The sequence below is a fragment of the Pseudomonas sp. LjRoot71 genome (genome assembly GCF_964253255.1).
Taxonomy (GTDB): Bacteria; Pseudomonadota; Gammaproteobacteria; order Pseudomonadales; family Pseudomonadaceae; genus Aquipseudomonas.
This window is the reverse complement of sequence record NZ_CAXURA020000001.1, coordinates 260,061-281,806: the sequence shown is the minus strand read 5'-3', so window position 1 is coordinate 281,806 and position 21,746 is coordinate 260,061. Positions and strand designations below refer to the sequence as shown.

Below are 21,746 nucleotides of genomic sequence, written 5' to 3'. Positions count from 1 at the left end.
CTGTCCGCTCGATTTAACCTTCAGGGGTGACTCAGAGCTTGGCGTTTACTGCCGCCAGCGCATCGCCACCGCTGCGGCTGGTGACGCCCTTGAGCCAGCCGGCAACCACCGCTGGATTGGCCCTGAGCCAGGCCTTGATCGCCTCATCGTTGCTGGCCTGTTTGCTCAGCACCTGGTCCATGATGGCGTTCTCCATCTGCTGGGTGAAGGTCAGGTTGCTCAGCAGCTTGCCGACATTCGGGCACTGCGCGGCGTAGCCTTTGCGGGCCAGGGTGTTGACGCTGCCGCTGGCACCGAAGTACTTCTCGCCACCCTTGAGGTAGCGCATGTCGTATTGCACGTTCATCGGGTGCGGGGTCCAGCCGAGGAACACCACAAACTGCTCGCGCTTCACCGCGCGGCCGACCTGCACCAACATGGCCTGTTCGCTGGATTCCACCAGGCTCCAGTCCTTCAGGTCGAACTCGTTGGCGGTGATCATCTTCTGGATCGACTCGTTGGCCGGTGCGCCTGAGCCGATGCCGTAGATCTTGCGGCTGAACTTGTCGGCATGCCGGTTGAGGTCGGCAAAGGTCTTCACACCCGCTTCATAGGCATAGGCGGGCACGGCCAGGGTGTACTCGGTGCCGCTGAGGTTTTCCACCAGTTGCTCGACTTCACCGCTGCTGACGAACTTGTCGTAGTTGCTCTGCTGCGCCGGCATCCAGTTACCGAGGAACACGTCCACCTGACCTTTCTGCAGCCCGGCGAAAATAATCGGCACGGCCAGGGTCTGTGGCTGCGCCTTGTAGCCCAGGCCGTCGAGCAGAAAGCTGGCGATGCCGTTGGTTACGGCAATATCACTCCAACCCGGATCACCGAGTTTCACCGTGGCGCAACTGGCGTCTTCGGCGAAGCTGTAGCTGCTGGCGGCCAGTAACAGGCCGCCGATAAGTGCTGTGCGAAGTGTGTGCATGGCATGTGTCCTCTTGAATTATTAGTTATTGGATCAACGCGGCAGTGGCTTGCAATCAGGGTTGCGGAAAACGGGCGCGACGTTCGAGGTCGTCCAAATCGATGTGGTTGCGCATGTACTGTTGGCTGGCGTCGACCATTGGCTGATGGTCCCAACTGGTCAGGTGCCCTTGGGTCAGTGCGCTGGCCACGAAACGCCTGCGCCGCTGGCTGGCCAGGGTGGCCTGATGAATCGCCGGCATGTCCCAGCGCGCCTGGGCCTGGTTGATAAAGTCGGCGAGCAGGCTTTGGTGCTCGGCTGACTCTGCCAGGTTTTCGCGCTCTTGCGGGTCGTGGCGCAGGTTGAACAGCAGCAGGGGATCCTGCTGCGAATAGATAAATTTCCACTCGCCCTGACGGATCATCATCAATGGGCTGATGCTGCCCTCGGCCATATATTCGCCAATGACCTCGTCATGTCCCTGGCGTCCTTCGAGGTGCGCCAGCAGCGAGCGGCCATCCAGTGGCAGGTCGGCTTGCAGCGTGCCGCCAGCCAGTTCCACCAGGGTCGGTAGCAGGTCCATGGTCGAGACATTCTGGCTTACCCGGCGCGCAGCAAACTGCTTGGGTGCATGTATCAGCAGTGGCACGCGGGCGGCCATTTCAAACCAATGCATTTTGTACCAGAGGCCGCGCTCACCCAGCATGTCGCCGTGATCGCCGGAGAACACGATGATGGTGTTGTCGCTCAGGTTGCAGTCCTTGAGGGTTTTCAGCAGCTTGCCGATGTTGCTGTCGATATAGCTGCAGGCACCGAAGTAGGCGCGGCGCGCATCCTTGATCTTGTTCTCGGGCAGTGGCTTGTCCCACAGGTCGATGACTTTCATCAGGCGTTGCGAGTGCGGGTCTTGCTCGGCCTGCTCGATATGCTGGCGCGGCAGTGGGATGTCCTCGTCGCGGTAGAGGTTCCAGAATTCGGCCGGGATGGTGTAGGGGTCATGCGGGTGGGTCATCGACACGGTCAGGCAGAAAGGCTGATCACCGTCGCGGCGCACGTGGTCATACAGATACTGCTGGGCCTTGAACACCACTTCTTCATCGAAATCCAACTGGTTGGTGCGCACGCATGGCCCGGCCTGTAGCACCGAGGACATGTTGTGATACCAGCTGGCGCGCACGTCCGGCTCATCCCAGTTCACCGCCCAGCCGTAGTCGGCCGGGTAGATGTCGCTGGTCAGGCGCTCTTCATAACCATGCAACTGATCCGGACCGCAGAAGTGCATCTTGCCCGACAGCGCGGTGCGGTAACCGAGGCGGCGCAGGTAGTGGGCGTAGGTGGGGACGTCAGCTGGAAAGTCGGCGGCGTTGTCGTAAGCACCGATCTTCGAGGGCAACTGGCCGCTGACCAGAGTAAAACGCGACGGCGCGCAGAGCGGGCTGTTGCAGTAGGCGGCATCGAACACCACGGCTTCGGTGGCCAGGCGCACCAGGTTAGGCATCTGGATCGGTGAGGTCGCATCGTGCAGTGGCAGGATCGGCGCGGCCATTTGATCGGCCATGATAAAGAGGATGTTCGGGCGTTTCATGGCAGCCGGTATTCCATATGAAAGATTTATGCGACAGTGCTGGCTTGATCATCCGGATTAGAAAAAGCTGGGTAAACCTGCTGTAAGTAGATGCATTGGATAACCTGAACTTATGTTTGAACGCATCAATGGGGTGTCGCTGGATGTGCTGCGGGTATTCGAATCCGCTGCCCGCCAGCTGAGCTTTACCGCCGCGGCCAGCGAGCTGGGTACCAGCCAGCCGGCGATCAGCCAGCAGATCAAACGGCTGGAGCAGCAACTGGCAACCCGCTTGTTCGACCGGGTGTACCGCGGCATTGCCCTGACTGATGCCGGCGAGCTGTTGCTGAGTTACGTGCAGGACGGCCTGCAGAGCCTGGATGCCGGCCTGCTGGCGGTCACCGCGCAACAGCAACATGAGGTGCTGCAGGTGGCCACTGACTTCGCCTTTGCCGCGTACTGGCTGATGCCGCGCTTGCAGCGCTTCCATCAGTTGCACCCGGAGGTGGATGTCAGTTTGATCACCAGCGAGCGTGATCAGGGCGCGTTGCCGGCGGAAATCGATGTGGCGATCAACTTCGGCGACGGACGTTTCAAGCATGCCGAGGCGCAGCTGATGTTTCGCGAAGAGGTATTCCCGGTGTGCAGTCCGCGGTTGCTCAAGGGCCGTGAGTTACCGCTGCCGGCTGCTGCGCTGGCCAGTCTGCCGCTGTTGCACCTGCGCCCGGAAAATCGTTCGCGCTGGTTCGACTGGGCCGGGCTGTTCCGCGCGTTTGGGCTGCAGCAAACGCCAAGCCCCGGCAGCCTGCGTTTCGATAACTACACGCTGCTGATTCAGGCGGCCATCGCCGGGCAGGGCGTGGCCATCGGTTGGCGGCATCTGGTTGATGAACTGCTGACGCAGAACCTGCTGTGCCGCATGGGTGATGAAGTTGCACATTCAACGATGGGCTATTACCTGGTGCTGCCGGAGCGCAAGCGCCGCCAACGCCTGACCCAGGTATTTGTCGAGTGGCTGCAAGCCGAGCTGGCCAAGGGGGCTGGGGCTTAACCGGCGAGCTGCTGCAGGCGCTGTTCGGCGTGCTGCAGCAGTTCTCGCAGGTGGTTCAGTTGCTGGGGTTCGGCAGCATCAAAGAGCTGCGCAAGGCCATGCTGAATAGCTGTCAGGGGCGCCACGCTGCCGGCCAGATTGAGGTGCTGGCTGAGGATCTCATCACCACTGCTGACCAGCAGAGCAAAGTGGATGACGTTCTCCAGCTCGCGGGTATTGCCCGGCCAGCTATGGGTTTCCAGGCGTTGCTGCGCGGCATCGCTGATGGTGGGCAGTGGCAGGCTCAGGCGCTGGGCGTAGATGCCGAGAAAGTATTCCGCCAGCGGCAGGATATCGCCAATGCGTTCACGCAGCGGTGGCAGGTTGAGGCGACCGTCGCTCAGGTATCCGTATAAGCGCTCATTGAATTTGCCGGCGGCCACCGCCTGGGCCAGGTCGATGCTGGTGGCAGCCAGCAGCCGGACATCTGCAGGGCTTGGCTGGCTGGCGCCGACGCGCAACGCTTCGCCGGTTTCCAGGGCGCTGAGCAGTTCGCCTTGCAGCGGCAGCGGCAGATCGCCGATTTCATCCAGATACAAGGTGCCGTTGTTGGCGGAACCGAACCAGCCGGCCCGGCTGCTGGCCGTGCCCTGATGCGCGCCGGCGGCATAGCCGAACAGCTCGGCCTGGGCATGCTTGCTGCTCAGCCCGCTGCAACTGAGCGCAACAAACAAGCCAGGGCGCTCGCTGGCGCGGTGGATATGCCGTGCCAGCAGTTCCTTGCCGGTGCCAGTCTCACCTTCGATCAACAGTGGCAGGGGTTGCGTGGCGAGTTGCTCGACCTGATCACGCAGCTGCTTGGAGCGTGGGTCGATAAACACCAGCGCCTTGGCGCGGATGCTCAGTGGGCTTTTTTCCGCATCGGGAAAGGTCAGCAGCGGCTGGCTGCTGAAAGTGTTCTGGCTCATTAACAAGTCTCCAGCCCGGCTCGGGCGGCAGGGCAGGTTGCATGGTCTTTACAAGGCCAGAGGCCTTGCGGCGTCTGGCTTAGGTACCGGGTACGCTCAGGCGCGGCGGCGTGCGTGCTGCTCTATACGGCCTTGCAGGCGATAGAGGTAGGCAAAACCCTGCTCCCAGCGTTGATGCCCGGACTTCACATTGATATGCCCGGCACCGCTGAGAATGGCCACATCGCTGCCCCAGTCGCGGGCCAGTTCGATGGCCCGTGCGGCGCTGGCTGCGGCGTCGTTATCCGAGCCGACCAACTGGCTGGGGAACGGCAGCGGGTGCTGTGGAATCGGCGCAAAATTCTGCAGGGCTGCGGGGCAGTTGGCGCGCTCCACGTCCGCCGGTGCGACCAGCAGTGCGGCGCGCACCCGCCGTAGCAGTTCGACCGGAGCCTGGCTGGCCCAATGGGCCACTGTAATGCAGCCCAGGCTATGGGCAATCAGGATGGTCGGGCGCGGGTCATTGGCGATATTGCGTTGCAGTTCGGCCACCCAGGCTGCGCGCTCGGGGTTCAGCCAGTCGGCCTGTTCGACCCGCGCACTGTTCGGCAGGCTGCGTTGCCAGTGGCTTTGCCAGTGATCGTCGGCCGATCCTTGCCAGCCCGGCACTATCAGGTAGCGGATAGTTTCGTTGCGCATCGTGCGCCCTCCTGCACGTTTTAATGGCTGCAGTGTAGGCAGGGGTTTCGAATATCAAAAAGAATAAGAACTTATTTGCTTATTCCATATTTCTATTTTTTTGAGTGGTTTGTGTAATGGCTTTCATATATCTAAAAATTATATAAATGTTCTTAAATAATATTTTTAAGAATATTCGATGCTCTCTACTATCCGCTCCACACCCACTGACTACGGCCAGTTTTCGCCAGTCGCATGGGGCTATTTCAAGGAGCAATACCATGACCGCAACCCTCCGTAACCTTGAAGGCCAGGACGACGCCAGCATCCTGCGCGAGATCCAGGCTGCGCTGAATGGCCTGAAGTTCGGCTCGGTGGAAATCACCGTGCACAACGGCCAAGTCGTGCAGATCGAGCGTAAAGAGAAATTCCGCTTGCAGGCTCCGGCCGGCAAGAACGCCTGACCTGCTACACCAACACCGAGCATCTAACACCGAGCCTCAAAACCCGACTGGACCACCGGAGGGCGTGAGCATGAATCGAGCAGAAGCCATGAGCACACACCGGTATTGCGCTGGTCATTCGCGAATGCGCTGTTGACCTTCAACCCCTAAGAAAAAACCAACACACAATCGAAGAATTTAGGAGTCGCACCATGTCCATTCGCCGTTTTGCCCTCGCTGCCCTTGCCAGCGTCCTGATCGCAGGCCCGGTGGCCGCCGCAGAAACCCTGCTCAACGTGTCCTACGATCCGACCCGTGAGCTGTATGTCGATTTCAACAAGGCTTTCAACAAGTACTGGCAAGACCAGGGCAACGAAGCCGTGACCATCCAGCAGTCCCATGGCGGCTCGGGCAAACAGGCCCGTGCGGTGATCGACGGTCTGCGTGCTGACGTGGTGACCCTGGCCCTGGCCGGTGACATCGACGAGCTGTACAAGCTCGGCAAGCTGATCCCGGAAAACTGGCAGGAGCGCCTGCCGCAATCGAGCACGCCGTACACCTCGACCATCGTGTTTCTGGTGCGTAAAGGCAACCCGGAAGGCATCAAGGACTGGGATGACCTGGTCAAGCCGGGCGTTGAAGTGATCACCCCGAACCCGAAAACCTCTGGCGGTGCGCGCTGGAACTTCCTTGCCGCCTGGGCCTACGCCCAGCAGAAGTACGGCAGCGAAGCCAAGGCTCAGGCGTTCGTTGAGAAGCTCTACAAAAACGTGCCGGTACTCGACACCGGTGCGCGTGGTTCGACCATCACCTTCGTTAACAACCAGATCGGTGACGTGCTGCTGGCCTGGGAAAACGAAGCCTTCCTGGCACTGAAGGAAGAGGGGGGTGACAACTTCGAAATCGTTGCGCCGTCGCTGTCGATTCTCGCCGAGCCGCCGGTAGCCGTGGTTGATCAGAACGTCGACAAGAAGGGCACCCGCAAAGTAGCCGAGGCTTACCTCAACTACCTGTACAGCGATGAAGGTCAGCGTCTGGCCGGCAAGCACTTCTACCGTCCGCGTAACGAGGCGATTGCTGCCGAGTTCTCCAAGCAGTTCCCGGCGTTGAAGCTGGTCACCATCGACAAGGACTTCAACGGTTGGAAAACCGCGCAGCCGAAGTTCTTCAACGACGGTGGCGTATTCGATCAGATCTATCAGGCGCAGTAAGCCAGATAGGCCAGGGGTGGGTTAGCCGTGCGCTGCCCACCCCTTGTTGTGTAAGCGTCGGCCTTGTTGCAGGCCAGCCGGAAAGGGCGACACCGGCGGCAGGGCTGATTTGAGCGTTCCAACGCAGAAGCAGATTAAGGACAGACAATGTCTCGTCGTACTTCCCCGGTCATACCCGGCTTCGGGCTGACGCTGGGCTACACCCTGGTGTACCTCAGCCTGTTGGTGCTGATTCCCCTGGGTGCCATGTTCGTTCACGCCGCTCAGCTCACCTGGGCTGAATTCTGGGCGATTATTTCTGCACCGCGCGTGCTGGCAGCGCTGAAACTGAGCTTTGCCACTGCCTTCGCCGCTGCCATCATCAACGGCATTATCGGCACATTACTGGCTTGGGCGCTGGTGCGTTACACCTTCCCGGGCCGCAAGATCATCGAAGCAATGATCGACCTGCCGTTTGCCTTGCCCACTGCCGTTGCCGGTATTGCCTTGACTGCCCTGTATGCCCCCAGCGGCCTGGTCGGTCAGTTCGCCACGGACCTGGGTTTCAAAATTGCCTACACCCCGCTGGGCATCACTCTGGCACTGACCTTTGTCACGTTGCCGTTTGTGGTGCGCACCATCCAGCCGGTGCTGGCCGATATCCCGCGTGAGGTCGAAGAAGCCGCAGCTTGCCTGGGCGCCAAGCCGCTGCAGGTGTTTCGCTATGTGCTGCTGCCGGCCCTGTTGCCTGCCTGGCTGACCGGCTTCTCGCTGGCCTTTGCGCGAGGCGTGGGTGAGTACGGCTCAGTGATCTTTATCGCCGGCAATATGCCGATGAAAACCGAAATCCTGCCGCTGCTGATCATGGTCAAGCTCGACCAGTACGACTATCACGGTGCCACGGCTATTGGCGTGCTGATGCTGGTGGTCTCCTTTATTTTGCTGCTGCTGATCAACCTGCTGCAGCGCCAGATCGCCAAGTCCTGAGGAGGTCGCCATGTCTTCTACATCCCTGACTGCGGCCTCTTCGGCCAACGCCGCCCGGCGCGGCAACGTACTCGGTCGCCGGCTGCTGATCATCAGCGCTTGGTTGGTGTTTGCGCTGTTTTTGCTGTTACCGCTGTTTATCGTGCTGAGCGAAGCGCTAAAGCAGGGTGTTGGCACGTTCTTCGGTGCCATCTTCGAGCCAGATGCCATTTCCGCTTTGAAGTTGACCCTGCTCGCGGTGGGCATTTCGGTGCCACTCAACCTGGTGTTCGGCGTGGCCTCCGCCTGGTGCGTGAGCAAGTACGAGTTTCGCGGCAAGAGCATTCTGGTCACCCTGATCGACCTGCCGTTCTCCGTTTCGCCGGTCATCGCCGGTCTGATCTATGTGCTGCTGTTCGGTGCCCAGGGCTTCTTCGGCCCATGGCTGCGTGAGCACGATATTCAGATCATTTTCGCCTTGCCGGGCATCGTTCTGGCCACGGTGTTCGTTACCGTGCCTTTTGTGGCCCGTGAGCTGATTCCGCTGATGCAGGAGCAAGGCACCCAGGAAGAAGAGGCCGCGCGCCTGCTCGGTGCCAATGGCTGGCAGATGTTCTGGCACGTCACCCTGCCGAATATCAAATGGGGTCTGATCTATGGCGTGGTGCTGTGTACGGCACGGGCCATGGGCGAGTTCGGCGCGGTGTCGGTGGTGTCTGGGCACATTCGCGGTTACACCAATACGCTGCCGCTGCATGTCGAGATTCTTTATAACGAATACAATCACGTCGCCGCCTTCAGCGTCGCCAGTCTGCTGTTGCTTCTGGCGCTGTTTATCCTGCTGCTCAAGCAGTGGAGCGAGTCACGCATTAACCGCCTGCGCCACAAGGCTGAGGACGAATAACCATGTCGATCGTAATTTCCAACGTCAGCAAGAACTTCAATGCGTTCAAAGCGCTGAACGATATCAACCTGAATATCCAGAGCGGCGAACTGGTTGCGTTGCTTGGTCCGTCTGGCTGCGGCAAGACCACTTTGCTGCGCATCATCGCCGGTCTGGAAACCCCGGACAGCGGCAATATCGAGTTCCACGGCGAAGACGTCTCCAACCATGACGTGCGCGACCGTAACGTCGGTTTCGTGTTTCAGCATTACGCGTTGTTCCGCCACATGACCGTGTTCGATAACGTCGCCTTCGGCCTGCGCATGAAGCCCAAGAATCAGCGCCCGAATGAAAACGTGATCAAGAAGAAGGTCCACGACCTGCTCGATCTGGTGCAGCTTGACTGGTTGGCAGATCGCTACCCTGAACAGCTTTCCGGTGGCCAGCGTCAGCGTATCGCCCTGGCCCGCGCCCTGGCGGTGGAACCGAAAGTGCTGCTGCTCGACGAACCCTTCGGCGCCCTCGACGCCAAGGTGCGCAAGGAGCTGCGCCGTTGGCTGGCACGTCTGCACGAAGAAGTGCATCTGACCTCAGTGTTCGTGACCCATGACCAGGAAGAGGCCATGGAAGTGGCTGATCGCATCGTGGTGATGAACAAGGGTGTGGTCGAGCAGATCGGCTCGCCGGGCGAGGTGTATGAGAATCCAGCCAGTGATTTCGTCTACCACTTCCTTGGTGATGCCAACCGCCTGTATGTCGGCGATGATCACCACGTACTGTTCCGCCCGCATGAAATTCACCTCTCGCGTCAGGCCGAAGAAGGCCATCAGGCCGGTGAAGTCCGTGACATTCGCCCGCTCGGCGCAATCACCCGAGTGACCCTCAAGGTTGCTGGGCAGAGCGAGCCGATTGAAGCCGAAGTGGCCAAGGATCACCTCAGCCTGGCCAACCTCACGCGCGGTGAAACCCTGTACTTCAAACCGAAAGCGGGTCAGCCGGTGATTCAGCAGCGCTGAGTCCCTGCTCGTAAACCAACAAGGAGCGCAATGCGCTCCTTGTTGGTTTTTGGTGTCGAGACCGCGACGCGTAAGGTGTGCTGTGCGCACCAGCAATGTGCGTCAGAGAGCTGGTATGGCTATCCGTACTATTTACGTTGCCACTTACCTTCACGCTGGATGTACTGCCCGGCCGGAGTCTTGTCGATGGCCTTCTGCCCGGCGATGGCTTCCACATCGCTCAGCTGGATACCGTTCTGCGCCGCCAGTTTCTGGTATTCGGCACGGCGTGCCTGGTTGATCAGTTTGGCAATTTCGGCAGCCTGGCCGCCCGCACTGACAACCCCGAGGTAGCCGTTGGGCATCTCGCCCAACTGGCCACTGGCTTTGACATCGCCGAGGGCCGACATGGCTTCATTGAGATTCAGGGCGGCCGCCGGCAGGCTCAGGCTGAGCAGCAGCAACAGGCTGGCAAGGCGTTGGTAATTCTTCATGCTCGGGCTCCTTAGAACAGTCCACTGGATTCGCTGAACATACTGTCCAGGGCTTTATCCACCTTGATATAGATTTCGTGCTCGATCTTCACGTTGAGGTTGATATTGATCGGCTCGTTGGGCATTGCCAGCTGCACAGTCGGCGTACAGGCCGTGCTGAGCAGCCCCAGCAGCAGGGCGGCGAAACAACTACGCAAGCGCATGGCGCTTCTCCTTTTACTCGTTCGGGGCCGTCTTGGCATTGCGTTCCAGCATACGCTGCTGCACGCGTTGCTTGATGATGTCGCTGACCTTGTCGGTCAGTTGCAGGCTGGCCAGCAAGGTCGGGATGTCCTCTTCCAGGTTGATGTTGAAGTGAATCGGTCGGCCCTGTTCGATGGCCGGATTCTGTCCCTCCAGGCGCATGGCCAGGGCCAGCTTGCCTTGCTGGTTGTAGTCGACCTGACTGCTCAGGGTGGTGAAGCGAAAGTCCTCCAGTGATTGGGTGACCAGCTGCATTGCCGGGTTGCTGCGGCCCAGGGCACGAATACGCTCGGAGTGAAACTGCAGCTGCCCGCCCGGCGCACGGGCACTCAGCTGCCCCTGTGTGATGGTCACACCCTGGCTACCGATCTGCAGCGGTAAGCGGCCATCCAGGGTGCCGCTGCCAGCCAGACCTTCTGTGGGGTAGAGGATGAAAAGTTGTTCAAGTTCCAGCCCATCGACCTCGATAGGAAACTGCAAGGGCTCCGCTGTCAGGTCCCAGTGTCCGGCGGCCAGTCGTAGCTGACCGCCCATCAATGCCGTTTGCGCGCGCTCAAGCTGCAACTGGCCTTTGCCGAGGGCGTGCAAGTCGGCGCTGTAGTGAGCTTTTAGCTGCACCGGGCCCAACGGAATGCCTGGGTTAGCCTGGGCCAGACGCAGCTCACTGATGTTCAGTTCGAGCCGGCGCGGGTCAAGACGCAGCGCCATTTGACTGTCCAGGCCCTCCAGTGCCGTGCGGTCATAAATTCCGCCAAGGCCTTTGCCCGTGAGTGTGACGCTCACTGTGGGCTGTTGTTGATCGCTGGCCAGGCTCAGCGTCGCGTCGGCATTCAGTCGACCATTGTTCAACTCCAGCAAGGCTGGCCAGGCGCTGAAGCTGTCTTGCAGCGGGTTGCCGCTGCGCAGAAACAGCTCTGCCAGCTGGGCGTGCAGGCTCAACCCTTTGGCGTGGTTGTGTTGTAGCTGCAGCTTAAGTTGCAGGGCGGCATCGTTACGCAGTGTGCCATCCAGCTCCACCTGTTCTTGAGAAGCCACCAGCGGGCCTTGCCAATACCAGCGCTGCGGGCGCAGCTGGGCATGCTGCAGCTGTGCGCTGAGGTCGAGAGGGCCTTGCAACTGCCAGTCATGCAATGTGCCATCGGTTAGCCGGCCCTGCAGCTGTAATCCGCTGCTGCTGAGCGTGAGCTGCTGTGCCTGCAACTCGGTGCTGCCGACCTGCTGCAGGCTGAGTTGTGTGCCTTTCTCCAGCTTGAGCATCAACTGTTCTGGATCGAGGTAGGCGCTGATCAGCAGGTGTGCCTGGCCGGCGCCGAGTTGCAGCTGTTCCAGCTGCAGTGCGGGGCTGCTGGCAGTCAGCTTGCCTGCCAGCACTTGCAGGCCCCAGGGCAGGCCATTGGCCAGCGCCAATGTGCCTTCCAGGTTGAATGGACTGCGTCCTTGCCCACGCAATTGCAGCTGCAAGGGCAGGGCGCGTCCGCGCAACTGTTCGGCCAGGTTGTCCGGCATCTGTGTGGGCTGAATTGTCAGCTGCAAGGCGTCCGGTCTGAGTGCTACCGGCAGGTCGCTGGTCAGCTCGTCGGGGATCTGCGTGAGGTTGAGGTCGGCAGTTAGGCTATCGGCCAGCCATTGCCCATGCAGCGTGTGGGCGGAGAGGCCAAGCTGGCCTTGCAGTAGGCCGATGCTTGGAATTGGCCAGGGCGCTGGCAGGTTGGCGCTGGCCTGCAGCTGGCCGCTGGCCTGGTGCAGTTGTTTCAGGTCAAGTGGCCCTGGGGGCAGTTGCAGTTGCCAACTGGCCTGCAGTTGCGCCGCTGCTGACGCTTCAGGTAGCTGGCCGCTGTCAGGCAGCCACTGGCGGAGCCAGCTGTGCAGCACACGACCCTGGGCCAATTCGCCGTCGAGTTCACCCTGCCAGAGCTGACCGCTGGCTGTGCGCTGCAAACGACTGCTGATCCGCAACTGCGGTTGCTGGTTGATGGCCAGGCCCAGCTGCAAGGCTGCACCTGTGGCCTCAGCTTGCAGCTGAGCGTGCCAGCGCAGTTGATCCTGCTGGTGTTGCAGGTTGAGCTGCAGTTCAAGTTGTTGTGTGGCTGTGCGTGCCTGTTTACGCAGCTGCAGATCGCCCAGCAGCTGGCAGCGCGTTTCGGCACAGGGCAGCTCGATCTGCAGGGTGGCGATTTCTAGTCGCTGCGGTAGCAGGCCGATCAGCTTGGCCAGTTGTTCGGGTTGCAGTATCGGCGTGTCGGCGCCAGTGGGCGCAGCTTCACTGCGTGTGGGCAGCTGCAGTTGCAGGTGTGCAAGCGAAATCTGCTGCCAGAACGGCGGGGCCAGACTGAAACCGCGCCACGGCAGCTGTAAATGTTGCAACTGCACGGTGGCCGCCGGGTGTTCCAGGCGGAGCTGCTCAAGCTGGATGCCTTGGGTGGAGATGCCCAGCCCCTGCCAGTCGAGGTGGCTGACCTGTGCACGTTCAAGCGCGCGGTTCAGGCTCAGGTAGCTTGTTGCGCCAAGCAGCAGGAGCAGTAAAACCAGGTAAGCAAGCAGTCGCAGCCAGGTGCGCCGGCTGGGCATAAGCACTGATCCTGAGTGGTGAGTTGTGTGGCTGGACGTTAACCCATGTCTGGCAGGCTGCCAATGAGTGCTTAACTGGTACTGTGTAAATACAGCATTTAGTGATATTTTTGTTTGAAACAGACATTGATGGGCAGAAGGGAGGTCGTGATGAGTGCATTGATTCGACCGGTCGCCGATGCAGACGCGGTACTGGCCAAGGCGCTGCTCAATACCCGTGAGCAACTGGGGCTGACCCAGCAGGAGTTGGCGGACATCGTGGGGGTGCACCGCACAGCCATCTCGCGCTGGGCAGAGGGCGGCCTGCGGGTGCAGAGCAAGACCGGCGAACTGGCCTTGCTGCTGATTCGGGTATACCGCTCACTGTTTGCCCTGTTTGGCGGCAACCTGGCGGACATGCAGCATTTTCTGCGCACTGATAATCGCCATCTGGATGCACCGCCACTGGCGCTGATGCTGCAAGTGCAGGGGCTTGTGCGTGTGGTGGAGTACCTCGATGCGATTCGTGGCAAGGGCTGAGTCACTGTTGTTGCGCAGTGGGCTCTAACATCAAGCATCAAGGACAACGCCATTATGGATATCTGGCAACACTGCCAAGGCCCGCAGCAGATCAAACCCCTGCGCGGGCGCCTGGTGCGCCTGGTCGAGAGTCAGGCCCAGGTCGCGACCCTGCAACTGGTCGATACCCTCGCTGAACAGGCGCTGCTTGAGGAATTGCTGGAGACCAGCAAACCACCGCTGCCGCAGAGTGCCGAGCCGCTGCATTACTTGCTGAAAACTCCGTTCCGCTATCCACCGCTGCGCTGGGGCTCGCGCTTTGGTTCGGTGCATGAGCCGAGCCTGTTCTACGGCGCGCTGCGCATCGACACAGCCATGGCTGAGGCGGCTTATTACCGTTTCCTGTTGTGGGACGGCATGAGCGTTGCGCCGCCCAGCGGGCGCATTCTGTCCGAGCATTGCACCTTCGAGGCACGCTACCAGGTGGAGCGCGGCATCCAACTGCAACATCCTCCCTTTGCCCAGTTCCAGGACGCGCTATGTCATGCCAGCGCTTATCAACCGTGCCAGGTGTTGGGTGCAGCCATGCGTGGGGCCGCGGTGGAGGCATTTGAATACCGCTCGGCGCGCTGCCCGCAGAAGGGTAACAACGTGGCGTTGTTCGTCCCAAGCGCGTTGGCAGAAAAGCGTCCGCGCAACCTGCTGAGCTGGTTGTGTGAAACCACGGCGGAGTATGTGGCGTTCAAGAATGCCCAGGTTCCCGATACCCCTAGGGTCTTCCATCTGGGCGCCTATCAACTGGGCGGCCGCCTGCCATGCCCGGCCTAGAGAGGCTCGCAATCTGCCCTGAAAAAGGGCAGTGCGACGGCATGACGCAGCGACTTGTGCACAATTGCGATGCGCCTTGTCAAGCAAGATGCAGTGCTTGACGTAAACCCTTGATTCTTTTTGTTGATTCTATAAGTCAATGAAAAATATAGATTTTTTGCGTTGGTGAAAAAACCACCAGTTTGACTCTGAGGCCCACGCCATAGGCGCTCAGGGCGCTTGCTCCCATGTTATCCACGAAGTTATCCACAGCTTCTGTGGATTAACCCGAGCGCTTGCTCTAGACCGCAGGTTGGCGTTTTTTGCAAGGCTTTACCTTGGCGGAAAAAGGAGTAGAGTTGCGCGCCTTCCCGGCCACCGCTGCTTCTTATGCCTCGCGCAATCACTCGTCTGTCTGCTGTTCCTGTCACTGTCCCACGCCTGCCAACCCGTGTTGCGCTCTGGCTACTGGACAGTCCCCGTCTCGGTCATGCCTCCAGCGTTAAACGCCTTGCCGGTCGCCTGCTCAAGCAACCTGCCTTGCAGGGTGTGGTGCAGGCGCAGACCCGCCTGGGGCAAATGCTCTGCCGTGACTGTGGCAACCCGCGTGATCGGCGCATGGGTTTCGAGCTGCTGCGTCAGGCCGCCCGTGCCGGGGATGTGAGTGCTCAGCTGGAACTTGGTCAGCTGTATAGCCAGCCCCGCACCCTGGAGCCGCAACAGGCTCGGCACTGGCTGGAGCTGGCGGCAGGGCAAGGTTCGCTGGAAGCGCAGCAACTGCTCAAGCAACTCTGATAGAAAGGGTCAGTGGCGAAAAATACTGGTTATACTGCCAGTACTTTTCTGCGGAGCTGCTCAATGCCCATCGATCTCTCCACCGCGCTGGTGCCGGTACTGCTCGGTTTTTCCGCCGCCGCATTGCCTCTTCTTTACATGGCCTGGTCACTGCAACGCCGCCTCAACGTTCAGCAACTGGATTTCAGCCTGCTGCAGGAACGCCTGAATAATGCGCAGCTAGCGCAGGCCGGCCTGGCGGCGCAGCTGGATGATTGCCGCGAGGAAGTCGCCGGGATCAGCGAGATCAAGGCAGACCAGCAGGCTGAACTGGCCGCGCTGCGCCGTGAGGCCTACCTGCTGCAACAAGAGCGGCAGATCGCCCGCGAAGCCGCTCAGGGCTGGGTCAGTCAGCGTGAACAGCAGGAAGCTGAAATCCGCCGCCTGGATGCCCAGCGGGCTGCGCTCAGTGCTGAACTCAAAGAGCAGCAGGACAGCCACCAACAGCGTTTGAGCGATCTGCAAGGCTCGCGTGATGAGCTGCGTGCGCAGTTCGCCGAGCTGGCCGGGAAAATCTTTGATGAGCGCGAGCAGCGCTTTGCTGAAACCAGCCAGCAACAGCTTGGCCAACTACTTGATCCACTCAAGGAACGCATCCAATCCTTCGAAAAGCGCGTGGAAGAAAGTTATCAGCAGGAAGCCCGTGAGCGCTTTTCCCTCGGCAAGGAGCTGGAGCGTTTGCAGCAGCTCAACCAGCGTCTGGGCGATGAAGCCACCAACCTGACCCGTGCCCTCAAGGGGCAGAAGACCCAGGGCAACTGGGGTGAACTGGTGTTGGAGCGTGTACTGGAGCATGCCGGGCTGGAGAAGGGCCGCGAGTACCAGACCCAGGTCAGCCTGAAGAGCGCTGATGGTGAGCGCTTCCAACCCGATGTGCTGATCCAGCTGCCTGGCGACAAACAGGTGGTGGTGGATGCCAAGGTCAGCCTGACCGCTTACCAGCAGTTTATTGCCGCCGAAGATGAGGCCAGCCGGCAACTCGCACTGAAACAGCATGTGCTGTCGTTGCGCAGCCATTTGAAGGGCTTGTCGCTCAAGGATTACCAGCGCCTGGAAGGCCTGCACAGCCTGGACTTCGTGTTGCTGTTCGTGCCAATCGAAGCGGCCTTCGCTTCGGCGTTGCAGGCCGATCCTGGGCTGTTTCAGGAGGCTTTCGATCAGCATATCGTCATTGTCAGCCCGACCACTTTGCTCGCCACCCTGCGGGTGATCGACAGTCTGTGGCGGCAGGAGCGGCAGAGCCAGAACGCTCGTGAAATTGCCGAGCGTGCGGGGGCGCTGTACGACAAGTTCGTGGCCTTTATTCAGGATCTGGATGAAGTGGGCGTGCGCCTGCAGCAGCTGGACAAGGCCTATGCCGGCGCGCGCAACAAGCTCTGCGAGGGCCGCGGCAATATCATCAGTCGGGTGGAAAACCTCAAGCTGCTTGGCGCTCGCGCCAGCAAAAGCCTGCCTGTCGATCTACTCGAACAGGCGGCCGGTGTGATGGTGCTGGACGAGGCCGCCCCTGCGGATTAGACGCTGATGGCCGACTTTTCGGCGGCCGCCCGTTGCGCTGCCGGGGAGTTGGCCAGGTAGTCCAGCGCCACGCGAATATCACCTTCGCTACGTGGGTGATAACCAGGGTTGAAATAGCGCAATACCGAACGGCCGATGCTGCCCATGCGCGGTAGCAGGCCTCGCTTACCCAGTTGATACCAGAGGTAGAGGAAACCGGGACGGTAACGGGTTACCGGATCCTGGCGCATCATGGTTCTCATCCCCATGCTGAACAGGAAGATCAGCGCTGGCGTGGCAATCAACATATACACCCAGCGCATCAGCACACTGCCGCCGATATGCACATGCAGGTCATGAGCCACGCTGCGGTGTTCGACTTCTTCGGCGCCGTGCCAGCGCAGCAGGTCGAGCATCACCGGGTCGGCGTGGTCGAGGCTGCGGGTGGTGATGATCCAGTCGCCGAGCACGCAGGTGAAATGCTCCACTGCGGCGATCAGGCCGACTCGCTGACGCAGCCACCAGGGCTGCAACCATCGGCTGATGGCGTTGTTGCCCAAGGGGAAGTCGCACAGCACGCGATCGAACAGCCAGTGGATCGGTCCGGTGAAGGGCGTTGGGTCGATACCGTGGCGCAGCAGGTAAGGCGTCAGCGCGCTGTCGTGGGCGCGGGCATGCTGCGCTTCCTGTTTGACGAAGCCCTGCACGTCATCGCGCAACTGCGGGTCAGTGACCAGCGGCAGGGTCTTGTTGTAGACCCGGCAGAACCAGAACTCGCCGGCGGGCAGGATCAGGTGCAGGCTGTTCATGATATGCGAGGCCTCCGGCTCGTTCGGCACCCAGTGCAGCGGGGTATCGGCGAAATCGAAGCGCACTTTGCGTTGTTCCAGGCGGTGCTGTTCGGTCATTCTGGTTCTCCTTGTCAACCGGCCAGGTTCAGGCGGGCGAGGGCCCGTGACAGCCAGGGGGCGAAGCGCCATTGGGCGATGCTCAGGTGCGCTTCGGCACCCACGGCGACCACTGCCTGGTTGCGTTCGATGCCGCGCAGCAGGCGGCTGGCTACGGTTTCCGCGCTGAGGTTGCGTTTGCTGTACAGGCGTTGGGTTTTGGCTTGCTGCTTGGCTTCGGCCTCGGCACTGAGACCGTTGAAGCGGGTGGCCTGGATGATGGCGGTGTTGACCAGGCCCGGGCATAGCGCGGTAACGCCGATGCCGTGAGCGGCCATTTCTGCGCGCAGGCATTCACTGAGCATCAGTACCCCAGCCTTGCTGGTGGCATACGCCGGGTAGTTGCGCGAGGGCACAAAGGCGGCGGCCGAGGCGGTGTTGACGATATGCCCGCGCTTGCCGGCCTTGATCATCTGCTGGGCAAACAGCCGGCTGCCGTCGATCACGCTCCACAGGTTGATGCGCAGCAGGCGCTCCCAGTCAGCATTGCTGGTGTCGAGCATGCTGCCGGCCATGCCGATGCCGGCGTTGTTGATGACGATATCGGGGCAGCCGAATTCGCGTTCTACCCAGGCGGCAAAGGTGGCCATGGCCTTGCTGTCGCCCACATCCAGTTGATAGGTGAAGGCTTCGCTACCCAGTGCCTTGGCCAGTTCGGCGCTTTGTTCTGCGGCGGCCAGGTTGATATCGGCGGCCAGCACGTTGGCGCCCTGTTTGGCGAATTCCAGCAGGGTGGCGCGGCCGATTCCGGAGCCGGCTCCGGTGACGATCACCAGTTTGCCGCTGTAGTTCCCGGTATTGGCTTTGACCTGCGCCTGCTGCAGCGCGCGGCTGCTGCCATCGCCTTGCAGGTGCTGGATAAATTCACGCAGCCACAGGGCCAGTTGCTGGGGTTCGGCCAGCAGTTGCCAGTGCCCGGCGCGCACTTCGCGACGCCATAACTTGGGGGCCCAGTGCTGTAACCGGTCAAACAGTTGCGGGCGCACAAAGCGGTCTTCAGTTGGCACGATCAGCTGCACCGGTACGTCGGTGTGGCGCAGGCGAGGTTTGAACAGGCTGCGGATAAAGTTGGCGCGATACAGCTTGACCCCGTGTACACCGTCGGAGCGCTGGCTGCTGCTGACCGCGACATTGCGCAGGCCTTCGACTTTGCGCAGCAGGCCAGGCCAGGCGCGATCCAGGCCCAGGCGCCAGGTCAGCTCGGGCAGCCATGGCGTGTGAAACAGGGCGATGTACCAGGAGCTGAGCAGTTGGCCGAGCACCTGCAGCAGTGCGCGTGGGCGTTTCTGCTTGAGCTTGTCGCGCATCCAGTGGCCGACATGATCCAGGCACGGTCCGGAGATACTGGTGTAGGAGGCCAGCAGGGGTTGGATGCGTGGTTCGGTGACCGCTTCCCAGGCCTGGATCGAACCCCAGTCGTGGGCCACCAGGTGCACGGGCTGGTCGGGGCTGAGGGTTTTGATCACCGCTTCCAGATCGTTGGCCAGCTTTGCCAGGTGATAGTCCAGGCGCTTGCGTGGAATATCCGAAGCACCGAAGCCGCGCACGTCGTAGGCAATGATCTGGTAGTCGGCGGCCAGTTCATGCACCAGCGGCAGCCAGACTTCGTGATTGTCCGGGTAGCCATGCACCAGCAGCAGCGTCGGGCCATCCGTTTTGCCCCAGCGATAAGCGGCCAGTTCTACCCCGTCGCCCTGGATGCGCAGGTGTTCGGCTTGCAGTGCCTCATGTGGCAGCACGACAGGCGCGTTCATGGGTGCACCTGCCGCGTGGTAGCTGAGTGAAACGGCCGAGTGAAGGGAGCAGGGTCAAAGGGCATGCGGCGTCTCCAGTGGTCATGACTGTTACATCATTTGATGTCATGGTTATTGTTGGATGCTCAACAGGCCTCTGCCTAGCCATCCGGAAGACTCAATCCCGACTCTGTTACGGTGTTACTGATATGGCTGCAAGCCCTGTGCAATAGGGCTTTGCCCGGAATCAGCAGGGTTGCTCGCGACCACTGACAGGGCAAGTCCAGCCCTTGGTTGGGGCGGTTGTTGGCCGGTTGGCCATGCGGCTATGATCGCCGCCATGCAAACAGCCTCTGCTTTTCTCCAGCGTTTATTAGGCAGCGCCGCCCCCGTGGTGGAAGCAGTGTCTGTCGAATATCGGGTCGATGATCTGGCCCAGGCCGCTCAGACCAGTGTGCGTAATGTGCGCGCCTATCAGGATCAGGGGTTATTGCCGCCACCCGAGCGGCGTGGCCGGCTGGGAATCTACAACGGCGAGCACCTGGCGCGGCTGAAGTTGATCGGCCAACTTTTGGAGCGTGGCTACAGCATCGCCAGCATCCGCGAGCTGTTCGAAGCCTGGACGCAGGGTCGCGACCTGGCCCATGTGCTGGGGTTGGAGCAGGCAATCCAGGGGCCGGGCCAGCCTGAGCAGGCTGAGCAGCTGTCTTTTGCGCAGCTGCAGGTGTTGTTCGGTGAGGTGCTGGATGATCAGGTGATCGAGCGGGCGCTAGCACTGGGCCTGCTGGAGTTTGCCGGCGACCATCTGCGTGTGCCCAGCCCCAAGCTGTTTGCGGCCGGTCTTGAGCTGTACCGTGCCGGTATTCCTTTACCGGCCTTGCTCGATGAGCTGGCAGCTATTCGTGGTCATGTGCAGCAGGTGGCCACAGGTATTGTCACGATGATTACCCAGCAACTGGTTAACCCGCTGCTGCACAGTGATCTGCCGCATGCCGCTGACCTTGAGCGGCTCAGTGCGCAGTTGCTGCAACTGCGGCCCTTGGTGGAACAGGTCGTCGTGGCCGAACTGGCGCGCAGTCTGCCCGAGGCGGCCAACCGCGAATTGAGCGAGCGGGTGCATAAGTTGCTGGAAGGCTTTTTGCGCGCCGATCCTTCAAAGCAGCAATAAGACTGCCGCACCCGCAAGCAGGCCGGCTGCCATCACCGGCAATGTCATCAGGGCCAGCTTGCGGCCGCCAATCAATGCCACGAGAAAGCCCTTGACCAGGCTGTTGCTCAGCGCCGCGAGAAAGATCCCCTGTACGGCCACCTGAGCATCCAGCTCGCCCTGGGCGCTGCGCGCCAGCGACAGGGTAATGGCATCCACATCGGCCAACCCCGAGAGCAGCGCCACCAGATAGACGCCGACATCGCCAAGCCAACGCTGAGCGCCCTCGACCAGCAGCAGAATCAGCGCGAGCAGGGCGGCAAAGCGCAATGCCGGGATCAGTTCGAAAGGATTTTTCAGCGGCGGTTCGGCTTGCCCCTCACTCTCTGTCCCGGCCCGGCGGAAATACAGCAGGGCACCGGCGGCATACACCAGGGTGGCCGTTCCCAGCGGCCAGGCCAGTTGTGACAACAGGCTGGCGTTGACCAGGCCGACTTCCAGCAGCACGCGTGGAAACATCAGTGCCGAGGTAGCCAGCAGGCCGCAGGCGAGGATCGCATGCAGGTTGCGCCCGGGTGCCAGCCGCGCGAGGGTCACGGTCATTGCCGTGGATGACACCATGCCGCCGAGCAGTGCGGTGATCAACAGGCCATGGCGCATGCCGACCAGGCGAATCGCCACATAGGCAGCGAAACCAATGCTGGCGATCAGCACCACCATCCACCAGATGACATAGGGGTTGAAGGCCTGCCAGGGGCCGTAGCCTTGGTTGGGCAGTGCGGGCAGCAGTACCAGGGAGATAAACAAAAGCTTCAGTGCACCAGAAAGCTCGGTTTCACTGAGGCGTTGCAGGGCGCCATGCAGCGACTGCTTGAGGCTCAGCAGCAATGCCACGGCCACCGCGCCGGCAGCAGCCAGCCCGGCATAACCAGCCATGGCCAGGCTGCCGAGGAGGAAGGTGGTCAGCAGCGCCACTTCGCTGGTCAGACCCATATCGCCCTGACGTTGCAGCTCGCCAAAGTAGGACGCCACTACCAACAAAGCAAAACCGGCGAATATCGCCGCCCAGGCCACGACGCCAAAGTGCTCGCCGAGCAGCATGGCAAACGCCCCCAGCAGGCTGCTCAGGGCGAAGGTGCGAATCCCCGCAACCAGCTGACTGTCATCGCTGTGGCGGCCTTGCCAGCCGCGTTCGGCACCGATCAACAGGCCGGCGGCCAGGGCGCTGGCAAAGTTCAGTAGAGTGTCGAGGGCTTCTGGCATGGGGCTGTCCTGAGTGAAGAATAGTGGCAGTTTAGCCAGCATGAGGGTGGCTGTATTGCGACAGGTCAGGCTGCGCGCTTATCGC

Annotated in this window: 21 protein-coding genes; 11 read left to right on the top strand and 10 right to left on the bottom strand. The window is 61.0% G+C overall.

Features of this window, described 5'->3' with window-relative positions; all coding sequences use genetic code 11:
• Positions 1 to 31 precede the first annotated feature (31 nt).
• Positions 32 to 955 (bottom strand): choline ABC transporter substrate-binding protein, encoded by a 924-nt coding sequence (gene choX, locus ACSQ17_RS01365; protein WP_436067276.1) that lies wholly within the window; start codon positions 953 to 955, stop codon positions 32 to 34.
• A 55-nt stretch (positions 956 to 1,010) separates the two neighbouring features.
• Positions 1,011 to 2,519 (bottom strand): choline-sulfatase, encoded by a 1,509-nt coding sequence (gene betC, locus ACSQ17_RS01360; protein ID WP_436067275.1) that lies wholly within the window; start codon positions 2,517 to 2,519, stop codon positions 1,011 to 1,013.
• Positions 2,520 to 2,631: 112 nt separating this feature from the next.
• Between betC and ACSQ17_RS01355 the strand changes: the two genes are divergently transcribed.
• A complete protein-coding gene (locus ACSQ17_RS01355) occupies positions 2,632 to 3,549 on the top strand; it encodes a choline sulfate utilization transcriptional regulator (protein ID WP_436067274.1) in 918 nt (305 codons plus the stop codon).
• Here the strand turns inward: ACSQ17_RS01355 and ACSQ17_RS01350 are convergent.
• Positions 3,546 to 4,496, bottom strand: a complete 951-nt coding sequence (locus ACSQ17_RS01350) for a sigma 54-interacting transcriptional regulator (RefSeq protein WP_436067273.1) — start codon at positions 4,494 to 4,496, stop codon at positions 3,546 to 3,548. The genes ACSQ17_RS01355 and ACSQ17_RS01350 overlap by 4 nt on opposite strands.
• Before the next feature lie 96 nt (positions 4,497 to 4,592).
• Entirely contained in the window at positions 4,593 to 5,174 is a 582-nt protein-coding gene (locus tag ACSQ17_RS01345; protein ID WP_436067272.1) for an alpha/beta hydrolase, read from the bottom strand.
• 260 nt (positions 5,175 to 5,434) lie between these two features.
• Between ACSQ17_RS01345 and oscA the strand changes: the two genes are divergently transcribed.
• The 5 genes from oscA to ACSQ17_RS01320 all read left to right on the top strand — a co-directional run bounded on the left by oscA (position 5,435) and on the right by ACSQ17_RS01320 (position 9,651).
• A complete protein-coding gene (gene oscA / locus ACSQ17_RS01340; protein WP_233684666.1) occupies positions 5,435 to 5,617 on the top strand; it encodes a sulfur starvation response protein OscA in 183 nt (60 codons plus the stop codon).
• Positions 5,618 to 5,808: 191 nt separating this feature from the next.
• Entirely contained in the window at positions 5,809 to 6,807 is a 999-nt protein-coding gene (locus tag ACSQ17_RS01335) for a sulfate ABC transporter substrate-binding protein (RefSeq protein ID WP_436067271.1), read from the top strand.
• 147 nt (positions 6,808 to 6,954) lie between these two features.
• Positions 6,955 to 7,773, top strand: a complete 819-nt coding sequence (cysT, locus tag ACSQ17_RS01330; protein ID WP_436067270.1) for a sulfate ABC transporter permease subunit CysT — start codon at positions 6,955 to 6,957, stop codon at positions 7,771 to 7,773.
• A 10-nt stretch (positions 7,774 to 7,783) separates the two neighbouring features.
• Entirely contained in the window at positions 7,784 to 8,656 is an 873-nt protein-coding gene (cysW, locus tag ACSQ17_RS01325) for a sulfate ABC transporter permease subunit CysW (RefSeq protein ID WP_436067269.1), read from the top strand.
• Between the two features lie 2 nt (positions 8,657 to 8,658).
• A complete protein-coding gene (locus ACSQ17_RS01320) occupies positions 8,659 to 9,651 on the top strand; it encodes a sulfate/molybdate ABC transporter ATP-binding protein (RefSeq protein ID WP_436067268.1) in 993 nt (330 codons plus the stop codon).
• A gap of 128 nt (positions 9,652 to 9,779) precedes the next feature.
• Here ACSQ17_RS01320 and ACSQ17_RS01315 read toward each other — a convergent pair whose 3' ends face one another.
• Genes ACSQ17_RS01315 through ACSQ17_RS01305 form a run of 3 tightly spaced genes read right to left on the bottom strand, consistent with a single transcriptional unit; the run spans position 9,780 to position 12,935 of the window.
• Positions 9,780 to 10,124 carry a YdbL family protein gene (locus ACSQ17_RS01315; protein WP_436067267.1) on the bottom strand — a complete coding sequence of 115 codons (345 nt, stop codon included), beginning with the start codon at positions 10,122 to 10,124 and terminating at the stop codon, positions 9,780 to 9,782.
• Between the two features lie 11 nt (positions 10,125 to 10,135).
• Positions 10,136 to 10,327: a YnbE family lipoprotein gene (locus ACSQ17_RS01310; protein ID WP_392539624.1), complete on the bottom strand. Its 192-nt coding sequence runs from the start codon at positions 10,325 to 10,327 to the stop codon at positions 10,136 to 10,138.
• Positions 10,328 to 10,340: 13 nt separating this feature from the next.
• Positions 10,341 to 12,935: an intermembrane phospholipid transport protein YdbH family protein gene (locus ACSQ17_RS01305; RefSeq protein WP_436067266.1), complete on the bottom strand. Its 2,595-nt coding sequence runs from the start codon at positions 12,933 to 12,935 to the stop codon at positions 10,341 to 10,343.
• A 150-nt stretch (positions 12,936 to 13,085) separates the two neighbouring features.
• On the opposite strand from ACSQ17_RS01305, the gene ACSQ17_RS01300 reads away from it, so the two are divergent.
• From ACSQ17_RS01300 to rmuC, 4 genes are all read left to right on the top strand, one after another.
• Positions 13,086 to 13,454, top strand: coding sequence for an antitoxin Xre/MbcA/ParS toxin-binding domain-containing protein (locus ACSQ17_RS01300; RefSeq protein ID WP_436067265.1), 369 nt, complete (start codon positions 13,086 to 13,088; stop codon positions 13,452 to 13,454).
• A 54-nt stretch (positions 13,455 to 13,508) separates the two neighbouring features.
• Positions 13,509 to 14,261, top strand: a complete 753-nt coding sequence (locus ACSQ17_RS01295; RefSeq protein ID WP_436067264.1) for an RES family NAD+ phosphorylase — start codon at positions 13,509 to 13,511, stop codon at positions 14,259 to 14,261.
• A gap of 369 nt (positions 14,262 to 14,630) precedes the next feature.
• The gene (locus ACSQ17_RS01290) at positions 14,631 to 15,035 is read left to right on the top strand and encodes a tetratricopeptide repeat protein (protein ID WP_436067263.1); all 405 of its coding nucleotides are present in this window, start codon (positions 14,631 to 14,633) and stop codon (positions 15,033 to 15,035) included.
• 189 nt (positions 15,036 to 15,224) lie between these two features.
• On the top strand, positions 15,225 to 16,592 hold the full coding sequence (rmuC, locus tag ACSQ17_RS01285) for a DNA recombination protein RmuC (protein ID WP_436070407.1): 1,368 nt from the start codon (positions 15,225 to 15,227) through the stop codon (positions 16,590 to 16,592).
• Here the strand turns inward: rmuC and ACSQ17_RS01280 are convergent.
• Both ACSQ17_RS01280 and ACSQ17_RS01275 read right to left on the bottom strand, forming a co-directional pair.
• Positions 16,589 to 17,479 carry a metal-dependent hydrolase gene (locus ACSQ17_RS01280; RefSeq protein WP_436067262.1) on the bottom strand — a complete coding sequence of 297 codons (891 nt, stop codon included), beginning with the start codon at positions 17,477 to 17,479 and terminating at the stop codon, positions 16,589 to 16,591. The two genes, rmuC and ACSQ17_RS01280, sit on opposite strands and share 4 nt — an antisense overlap.
• A 14-nt stretch (positions 17,480 to 17,493) precedes the next feature.
• Positions 17,494 to 19,272 carry an SDR family oxidoreductase gene (locus tag ACSQ17_RS01275; protein WP_436067261.1) on the bottom strand — a complete coding sequence of 593 codons (1,779 nt, stop codon included), beginning with the start codon at positions 19,270 to 19,272 and terminating at the stop codon, positions 17,494 to 17,496.
• 319 nt (positions 19,273 to 19,591) lie between these two features.
• On the opposite strand from ACSQ17_RS01275, the gene ACSQ17_RS01270 reads away from it, so the two are divergent.
• Positions 19,592 to 20,419 (top strand): MerR family transcriptional regulator, encoded by an 828-nt coding sequence (locus tag ACSQ17_RS01270; protein WP_436067260.1) that lies wholly within the window; start codon positions 19,592 to 19,594, stop codon positions 20,417 to 20,419.
• Here ACSQ17_RS01270 and ACSQ17_RS01265 read toward each other — a convergent pair.
• The gene (locus tag ACSQ17_RS01265; RefSeq protein ID WP_436067259.1) at positions 20,405 to 21,661 is read right to left on the bottom strand and encodes an MgtC/SapB family protein; all 1,257 of its coding nucleotides are present in this window, start codon (positions 21,659 to 21,661) and stop codon (positions 20,405 to 20,407) included. The two genes, ACSQ17_RS01270 and ACSQ17_RS01265, sit on opposite strands and share 15 nt — an antisense overlap.
• Positions 21,662 to 21,746: the final 85 nt, after the last annotated feature.

Coding starts and splice junctions, on each gene's coding strand:
- ACSQ17_RS01335 (WP_436067271.1), top strand. CDS start 5,809: ATGTCCATTCGCCGTTTTGCCCTCGCTGCCCTTGCCAGCGTCCTGATC.
- ACSQ17_RS01280 (WP_436067262.1), bottom strand. CDS start 17,479: ATGACCGAACAGCACCGCCTGGAACAACGCAAAGTGCGCTTCGATTTC.
- ACSQ17_RS01310 (WP_392539624.1), bottom strand. CDS start 10,327: ATGCGCTTGCGTAGTTGTTTCGCCGCCCTGCTGCTGGGGCTGCTCAGC.
- oscA (WP_233684666.1), top strand. CDS start 5,435: ATGACCGCAACCCTCCGTAACCTTGAAGGCCAGGACGACGCCAGCATC.
- ACSQ17_RS01350 (WP_436067273.1), bottom strand. CDS start 4,496: ATGAGCCAGAACACTTTCAGCAGCCAGCCGCTGCTGACCTTTCCCGAT.
- ACSQ17_RS01320 (WP_436067268.1), top strand. CDS start 8,659: ATGTCGATCGTAATTTCCAACGTCAGCAAGAACTTCAATGCGTTCAAA.
- ACSQ17_RS01315 (WP_436067267.1), bottom strand. CDS start 10,124: ATGAAGAATTACCAACGCCTTGCCAGCCTGTTGCTGCTGCTCAGCCTG.
- betC (WP_436067275.1), bottom strand. CDS start 2,519: ATGAAACGCCCGAACATCCTCTTTATCATGGCCGATCAAATGGCCGCG.
- ACSQ17_RS01275 (WP_436067261.1), bottom strand. CDS start 19,272: ATGAACGCGCCTGTCGTGCTGCCACATGAGGCACTGCAAGCCGAACAC.
- ACSQ17_RS01300 (WP_436067265.1), top strand. CDS start 13,086: ATGAGTGCATTGATTCGACCGGTCGCCGATGCAGACGCGGTACTGGCC.
- ACSQ17_RS01305 (WP_436067266.1), bottom strand. CDS start 12,935: ATGCCCAGCCGGCGCACCTGGCTGCGACTGCTTGCTTACCTGGTTTTA.
- choX (WP_436067276.1), bottom strand. CDS start 955: ATGCACACACTTCGCACAGCACTTATCGGCGGCCTGTTACTGGCCGCC.
- ACSQ17_RS01265 (WP_436067259.1), bottom strand. CDS start 21,661: ATGCCAGAAGCCCTCGACACTCTACTGAACTTTGCCAGCGCCCTGGCC.
- ACSQ17_RS01295 (WP_436067264.1), top strand. CDS start 13,509: ATGGATATCTGGCAACACTGCCAAGGCCCGCAGCAGATCAAACCCCTG.
- ACSQ17_RS01290 (WP_436067263.1), top strand. CDS start 14,631: ATGCCTCGCGCAATCACTCGTCTGTCTGCTGTTCCTGTCACTGTCCCA.
- ACSQ17_RS01270 (WP_436067260.1), top strand. CDS start 19,592: ATGCAAACAGCCTCTGCTTTTCTCCAGCGTTTATTAGGCAGCGCCGCC.
- ACSQ17_RS01355 (WP_436067274.1), top strand. CDS start 2,632: ATGTTTGAACGCATCAATGGGGTGTCGCTGGATGTGCTGCGGGTATTC.
- ACSQ17_RS01345 (WP_436067272.1), bottom strand. CDS start 5,174: ATGCGCAACGAAACTATCCGCTACCTGATAGTGCCGGGCTGGCAAGGA.
- cysT (WP_436067270.1), top strand. CDS start 6,955: ATGTCTCGTCGTACTTCCCCGGTCATACCCGGCTTCGGGCTGACGCTG.
- cysW (WP_436067269.1), top strand. CDS start 7,784: ATGTCTTCTACATCCCTGACTGCGGCCTCTTCGGCCAACGCCGCCCGG.